Origin of the sequence: uncultured Pseudoalteromonas sp., from assembly GCF_963922945.1 — a bacterium.
Classification (GTDB): Bacteria; Pseudomonadota; Gammaproteobacteria; order Enterobacterales; family Alteromonadaceae; genus Pseudoalteromonas.
On sequence record NZ_CAWUKC010000044.1, the window covers coordinates 21,704 to 29,116 of the forward strand.

The 7,413-nt window shown below is 41.7% G+C and carries 4 protein-coding genes; 2 read left to right on the forward strand and 2 right to left on the reverse strand.

Features of this window, described 5'->3' with window-relative positions; translation table 11 throughout:
* Nucleotides 1-6 precede the first annotated feature (6 nt).
* Complete coding sequence (locus AABI99_RS10820) at nucleotides 7-2,193, reverse strand: S9 family peptidase (protein WP_338365762.1); 2,187 nt, start codon at nucleotides 2,191-2,193, stop codon at nucleotides 7-9.
* A gap of 133 nt (nucleotides 2,194-2,326) precedes the next feature.
* On the reverse strand, nucleotides 2,327-6,040 hold the full coding sequence (locus AABI99_RS10825) for a S8 family serine peptidase (protein WP_338365763.1): 3,714 nt from the start codon (nucleotides 6,038-6,040) through the stop codon (nucleotides 2,327-2,329).
* Nucleotides 6,041-6,279: 239 nt separating this feature from the next.
* Between AABI99_RS10825 and AABI99_RS10830 the strand changes: the two genes are divergently transcribed.
* A complete protein-coding gene (locus tag AABI99_RS10830; RefSeq protein WP_338365764.1) occupies nucleotides 6,280-6,750 on the forward strand; it encodes a DUF2721 domain-containing protein in 471 nt (156 codons plus the stop codon).
* A 90-nt stretch (nucleotides 6,751-6,840) separates the two neighbouring features.
* Nucleotides 6,841-7,293: a cytochrome c gene (locus AABI99_RS10835; RefSeq protein WP_338365765.1), complete on the forward strand. Its 453-nt coding sequence runs from the start codon at nucleotides 6,841-6,843 to the stop codon at nucleotides 7,291-7,293.
* Nucleotides 7,294-7,413: the final 120 nt, after the last annotated feature.

Genomic DNA, 7,413 nt, shown 5'->3' on the forward strand with positions numbered 1-7,413 from the left:
ATGTAGTTAGTTTTTAATGCCAGCTAAATCAAGCATAAACGCGTAATTAAGCGCTGTATCTTCTAAACGCTTAAAGCGACCAGACGCTCCACCGTGGCCAGCTTCCATATCTATTTTAAATAGTAGTTTATTATCATCTGTTTTATAGTCACGTAGCTTTGCAACCCACTTAGCCGGTTCAAAGTACTGAACTTGCGAGTCATGTAATCCCGTAGTCACTAACATATTTGGATACGCTTGCTTAGACACTTGGTCATACGGTGAATACGATAACATGTAGTCGTAATATTCTTTTTCGTTTGGGTTGCCCCACTCGCCATACTCATTGGTTGTAAGGGGTATACTTTCATCAAGCATGGTGGTGACCACATCAACAAAAGGCACTGCTGCAACCACCCCTTTATAAAGTTCAGGTGCTTGGTTAACTACCGCGCCCATTAATAAACCACCCGCACTGCCACCGTAAGCAAATATTTCGTCTTTGGCACCATAACCTTGTGACACTAGTGACTTAGTTACATCAACAAAGTCGTTAAAGGTGTTCTTTTTAGTTAATAATTTACCGTCTTCATACCATGGGCGACCTAACATTTGCGAGCCACGCACATGCGCTATAGCAAACACAAACCCACGGTCTAATAAGCTTAAGCGGGAGCTTGAAAACGTAGGGTCCATTGTCGCACCGTACGAGCCATAGCCGTATTGAAGTAATGGATTTGTGCCATCCTTTTTAAATGCATCTTTACGGTACACTAAGCTTACCGGCACTTTAATACCGTCGCGAGCCTTTACAAAAATACGCTCAGAGGCATAGTTATCTGCGTTAAAATCACCTAACACAGTTTGCTGTTTAAGTTGGGTTTTATCACCTGTTTTCAGGTTAATATCATACGAGGTACCCGGTGTAGTCATACTTGTATAGTAGACACGCAGCATGTCGGTATCGATTTCGTTGTTCCCATAACTTGCAATGGTGTAGGCACTGTCGTTAAAGCTTAGTGCTTGTTCACCGCCCGTTGTCAGGTTACGTACTATAAGACGAGATTGACCCATTTCACGCTCTTGATATACAAGGTAGTCTTTAAATAAATCAACGCCTTCAAGCTTAATATCATCGCGCGGAGCAATCACCGTTTGCCAATTCGCTTTATCATGGACTTTATCAATATCTACCTTCATTAGCTGAAAGTTAACCGCATTTAAGTTAGTGACGATGTAGTACGTATTACCAAGCTTTGAAACACTGTATTCAAGGTCATCTTCACGCTCAATTAAGCGCTTAGGTTTTGCTTTATTATCATCTGCGCTGAGTACCGACATACCAGAGGCATTGGTGCTGCTGTGCCAAATATAAATTTGTGAGCCATCTTTGCTCTTACTAATCCCCGTGTAATAGCTGGTATCGGTTTCTTCGTAGATCAGCTCATCATCACTCTGCGGTGTACCTAACGTATGGCGGTAAACTTGGTAGCCAAGTAAGGTCTGTGCATCTTTTTTAATGTAATAAAAGGTTTTGTTATCGTTAGCCCAAATAACGCCGCCATTTGTTCCCTCGAGCCTGTCTTCGAGCAGCTGGCCAGTGGTTAAATCTTTTACCTTTATGGTGTAAATTCTACGGCTAACAGTATCTTCCCCGTACGCCATTAAATTTCCGTTAGTGCTTACAGATAAGCCACTGATAGCAAAGTAATCGTGATCTTTGGCCAGCTCATTTACATCTAAAATAACCTGCTGATCAGTGCCTTTAAAGTCACTACTGCGTACATAAGTGGAGTATTCATTATCACCACGGGTTTGCGATGAATAAAAATAATCGCCTCTTTTTACTGGCACCGAGTCATCGTCTTTTTTGATACGCCCTTTTAGCTCTTCAAATAACTTGTCTTGCAATGTTTGAGTATGCGCAAGCATGGCCTCCGTGTACGCGTTTTCAGCATTTAAATAATTTATAACGTCTGGCGCTTTGCGCTCATCATCACGTAGCCAGTAGTAATCATCGATACGAGTATCGCCATGAATGGTCATTTCATGCGGAACTTTTTTAGCAATCGGCGCCACGGCGCTCACTGTTTTTTTGGTTTGTTGTGCTTGCATCGTTGTTGTGGTGTCTGAAAGTGTACTTTTTGGTGCATTATCACACCCAGCTAGTACTGCGAGTGATAACGCGGCTAGCGTAAATGAAGAACGAATCATTATAAAGTCTCTATGTTTTTTATTATTGGTGATATTAAATATACCTAATAATAAAGCGTGGTGTAATTTAGTTTGTGAAGCTATGTAAAAAGGGAGCCGAGGCTCCCTTTAAAATAACGTGTTAGTTATAAAGTTACTTTTGTTTACGACGACGCATAAATGCAAACGGCGCAGCAAGTAAGGTTAACCAAGCGAGTGAGCCCGATGAACCATTGCTTTCAGGCTCTGGTGTTGGCGTCACTGGCTGAGGGTCTGCAATGGTATCGTTAACAGCGATTGACACCATGGTTTCTTCGGCTGTTGTACCTGATGCTTCACGCACTGTGTATGTAAAGCTATCTTCACCAGAGAACTGTGCATTTGGCGTATAATCAATCGTGCCATCTTCATTCACAGTTGTTGAGCCATTTGCAGGTGCAGAAACCACCTCAACAGTTGATGAAACTAAGCTGCCATTTACTTTTACACCTTTATGCGCAGAAAATTCTGCATTTTCTGTTTCTGAAGAGGCTACTACGTCAAATACAAAACGCGACTCAGCCATATCATTAGCTAGCACATCAATAGTCACTGTTTGCTCTTCATCAACTTCTATTGCATCTGCAGCTGTGTAATGGCTACGATCTTTTGCAAAGGCTTGGTATTCTATTGCCACACTTCCGCCTTCAACTCGATTAACTATATACCCTTTACCTAAGCCTGTGCCTGTTGTAAGCGTATCCAGCATTTTACCTATCTTGCCGTCTTCAGACTCCACTCCTGCTGAATAAGGAGTAGGTAATACAGGCACATCAATGTAGTTAAGTCTAATTTCATCGCTGCCTTCTTTGATAATTACTTGGAACGTGTACTCTTCACCTGTACCTGCGTAAATTTGAGCGTTATTCCATTCAACAACATAGTAAGTATCATCACCGCCAGTCAACACACCAATATATAGTTCACCACCACCGGTAGCTCCACCAGCTAAGTCAAAATCAGCCCATAAAGGAGCGATAACACCATTTGGTGCAGACAGATTTGGCATATTTTGTGGGTTCCAAGCACCCGTGGTACTCACACCATCACCTACAGCAATAAAGCCATTATCAGAAATAGTAAATGCAGAGTATTCTTTACCATCAAACATAAATTCTGCATTAACAGAGACACTGAACTCATCACAATCACCACTACATGCGAATGGTTCCACTCCTAAATCAGGTAGCGATAAATTTCCTAAAAATTCCTCGTCATCAATTGTAAAACCAGTTCGAGCAACTTGACCTTTCCAATTAATCTCTTTGCGATCTTCGCTTAACGTAATTGTACCTGAGCCGTTTTTCTCAGTGGCAACAGGCGTTGAACCCTTAAGTAGCTCAGCATTTTCATCAAGCTGAATATTGATTTCAAACTCATCACTATAAACAGTATTTTCAAAGCTCACGTCAACTTTAGCCGGAGTTGAAGTATTTAATGAATCTGCATCTACAGATGCGTTTAACACAGCCGCATTGGTTGTTTCATCGTCATGAATAGCAAATGGTAAATGAGCGACTTGACCTGTCTCAGTATGCGTCCACACTACGTGGCCGAAGTTCCAACCTTTAACATCGTTAAATGTTGAGTCTATATCTAGGTTAAACTCAGCCATATCAGTGCTTGTTTCAACTCCTTCTGAGTCAGTAGAAGTAGAACCATGCGCACCAAGTGTTATAGTGCTAGGAGAGACAGTAATTTCAGCGCCTTGCATATCGGTTACTACTTTTGCAGTCCACTCCCCCTCAGTATCCGTCATGTTTTGCACAGTATTCTCGAAACTACATACACTTAAACAGCTCGGGTCGGCGTAAGAACCGTGGCTAAAAGTAAGTGCAGCGTTTAAAGCACTTGGCACATCTAGTCGACCAGCGCCTACATCAAATGCATCAGCCTTGGTTACTAGGTCTTCTTTATGTAAGCCATCCATCTTAGATGAGCTCATAAGTGCCGTTTTGATTTGTACAGCATTCCACTCTGGGTGAGCTTGTTTCATTAGTGCAGCTGCACCTGCAACATGTGGGCTCGCCATACTTGTACCTGAAATAGCATTAAAGGTAATACCATTACCTTCATCCGGCGAGTACGCAGATAAAATATCTGTACCTGGCGCTGCAATATCAGGCTTTAAGAAGCTAGGCTCGCCATTAGGTCCACGTGAACTTGATGAATTGACCGCATCGGTAAATTTTTCTTGAATTGTTCTTTTCACACTAGGATCGAGTGAAGCAATAACCGGCTCTTCAGCTTCAGTTAAAAGCTCAACCAAGCTTAAGCCATCTTCTTGGCTAATCGCTGAGGCTGGAATAGTGGCATCATCCATAGACATACCCATTGCACCACCTGCAACATTGTTATGGATAATTACCGCCGCCGCGCCCGCTTTTTCAGCATTTGCAGCTTTCGTAGTAAACGCACAGCTACCACGAGAAATTAGCGCAACAGAATCTGCAAATGAAATATCTTCAGCAAACTCTTCACACCCTTCAAAGTTATCTGGAGCAACAACTTGTGCCGAAATAATAGGAAGTGAAATAGGATCTGTTAATAAACCATTGCTTCCTTCAATGCTTAAATACGATTCGCCAGCCACTTCAATCTGCTGAGAGAAAAAACGCCCTGTTTGCGTATTAGCAACTGTTAAACCTGATTCAATACACCCAGGACAACCAATAGTTTGAGGACCGTTACCATCGTTACCTGCTGCAGTTACTACTACTACACCAGCCTCTTCTGCTGCAGTAAATAGATCACTGTATGCACTGCTCGCAGGATTAGCACCTGCACCGCCGCCCCACGAGTTATTAATTACGTCTGCGCCATCTTTAATCGCAGCTTCTAGTGCCCCCATTAAAGCAACAGTTGTACCGCTACCTCGTCCATCGGCAGTATGCCAAAGCGCTTTATAAGCCATTAACTGTGCTGCTGGTGCAACACCTGAAATTGACACGTTATTGTCTTGGTAAGTGATTTCAATTGGGTTACCTACAGCAGTACCCGCAACATGCGTTCCGTGACCGTCATAGCCTAGTGGAGAGCCAATATATTCATCAGGATGTACGTCACTTGGTGTTGGGCCAAATGCACGTGCAACAATTAATTTGTTGTTACAAAAATCAGCTTCACCTCCCTCCATACGACAGTAATCAGGGTTCTCTGCGATGTAAGCCGCTTCCTCTTCGGTAAATTCTGCAGCTGCAAAGCCAATATCTGAAAACATTGGGTTTTCAGGACGGATACCCGAGTCAATAATAGCAACTTTAACGCCTTTCCCGGCTTCAGATTGACCGCCTAGCGCTTGCCAAGCTTCAACGCCCTTAATTACATCAATAGAAGCGTCCATTAGAGTGTGGTATTCAGTATCTAAAAATACTTTTTTAACACCTGCAAGCTTAGCAAGTTTTTCACGTTGACCTTGCTCACCCTCAACAACAATACCGTTAAATAATGTGCTAAATGAGTGAGAAACTGAGCCACCGCTAACAGATGCTGCTACTTGTGCTACGCTTTTTTGTTTTGCTTTTAGGTAGCTGCTGTATTTTAAGGCAGGAGCAGAAGATAGGTTAACTTTGCTGTCACCCGTAACTGCTGCAGACGTTGCTTCAAGGCCTACAATACCACCTTTGTATGTTGCTAATGGTTCGTCCTCAAGCTGAATAATATAACGAGCTTTCGTCGAAATGGTTTTATCTTGAGAGTATGTTTTTACATTTGATATTTCAGGAACGTAACCTTTAGATAAGTCAGGTGCAGCGGCTGCACCATATGACATCATAGCTAAACCAATAGCTGATGAAATAGCGGTTCTTTTTAGTGTTAAATTAGACATTATTTCCCCTGGAGTGAGTTTTATATTATTGTATTTACTCAATTCAATGTAATTAGAATTGTAATTTTTAATATAAAGCTTCATCGCACACACTAGCAACAGTGAGATTACAAGTAGGTTACACTTCACGATACTTACCTCCAAACCAAAAGCATAAGTGATTGTATTTTAATAATTTATATAATCTTTGCTATTTGTAAATCACTGTAAACAAGTGTAACTTTTTATGGGAAAGTTTAATGAGTAACGATGTTATAAATATTTTAACCATGGCTAAAGTCATTCAAACAGCCGTCGCCCCAGTCTTTTTAATTACCGGTATTGCTGCCACGCTCGGAGTTTTATCTAATCGTTTAGCGCGTATTACCGACCGTGCGAGGCAACTTGAACGAAAATTAAAAGTAAGTATCGACGAAGATTTTAATAAAACCTTAGCCACAGAGCTGCGAGCACTGTTAAAGCGCTCGCGATGTATCCATATTGCTTTTAGTATGAGTGTGCTTAGCGCCTTGCTAGTATGCGCGGTGGTTATGCTGTTATTCTTATCACACATTCAATCTATTAATTTAGGGGTAACAATTGCCAGCTGCTTTGTAGCTGCAATGGCCTTATTAATATGTGGTTTTATGTCGTTACTTGGCGAGGTATTTTTGGCCACTCGTAGTATGCGCCGAGGGATGATCTTTGCTGATATAGGCTTGAACGACTAGCTTTTGGTTTATTTTACCGTATCTGCTTGAATAAAAGCAGAGGCTAGGATACAAAAGCATTAACCAAGAAATAACTTACAGGGGCAAAACATGAAATTAAAACAATTTTTAGCAGGGGTTGCTTTAGCAACATGTACACTTAGCGTATCTGCAAATACTGCATTTAAAGAACCAAGTGATGCTATTAAATACCGTCAAGCTGCGTTTTCTATGATTTCAGTGCAAATTAGCGATATGGGCGCAATGCTAAAAGGTAAAATTCCTTTTGATGCAGAGCAATTTAAAATGCGCGCTAATAACGCAGCTGCCCTTTCTAAAATGCCATGGGAAGCGTTTTACGAAGGTACTGATAAAGGTGATACAGCAGCCTTAGCTGATGTATGGTCTGATAATGCAACCTTTGTTAAAAAAGCCAATGCCTTTGCTGCCAATGCAGATAAGCTCGCTTTAGCAGCTCAATCTGGCGATAAGGCCGTAATTGGTAAAGCATTTGGCGCTTGGGCCAAAGGCTGTAAAGATTGCCACAAGCAATTTAAAGACTAATTACCAGAATAAAATGAGTACATACTAAAACGGCGCTTTATGCGCCGTTTTGTTTTTTATGTCAGCTATTAGGGCGTGTTGACCTTTGGCGTTTGAATTTGCAGCAGTATGTTTGGTTTT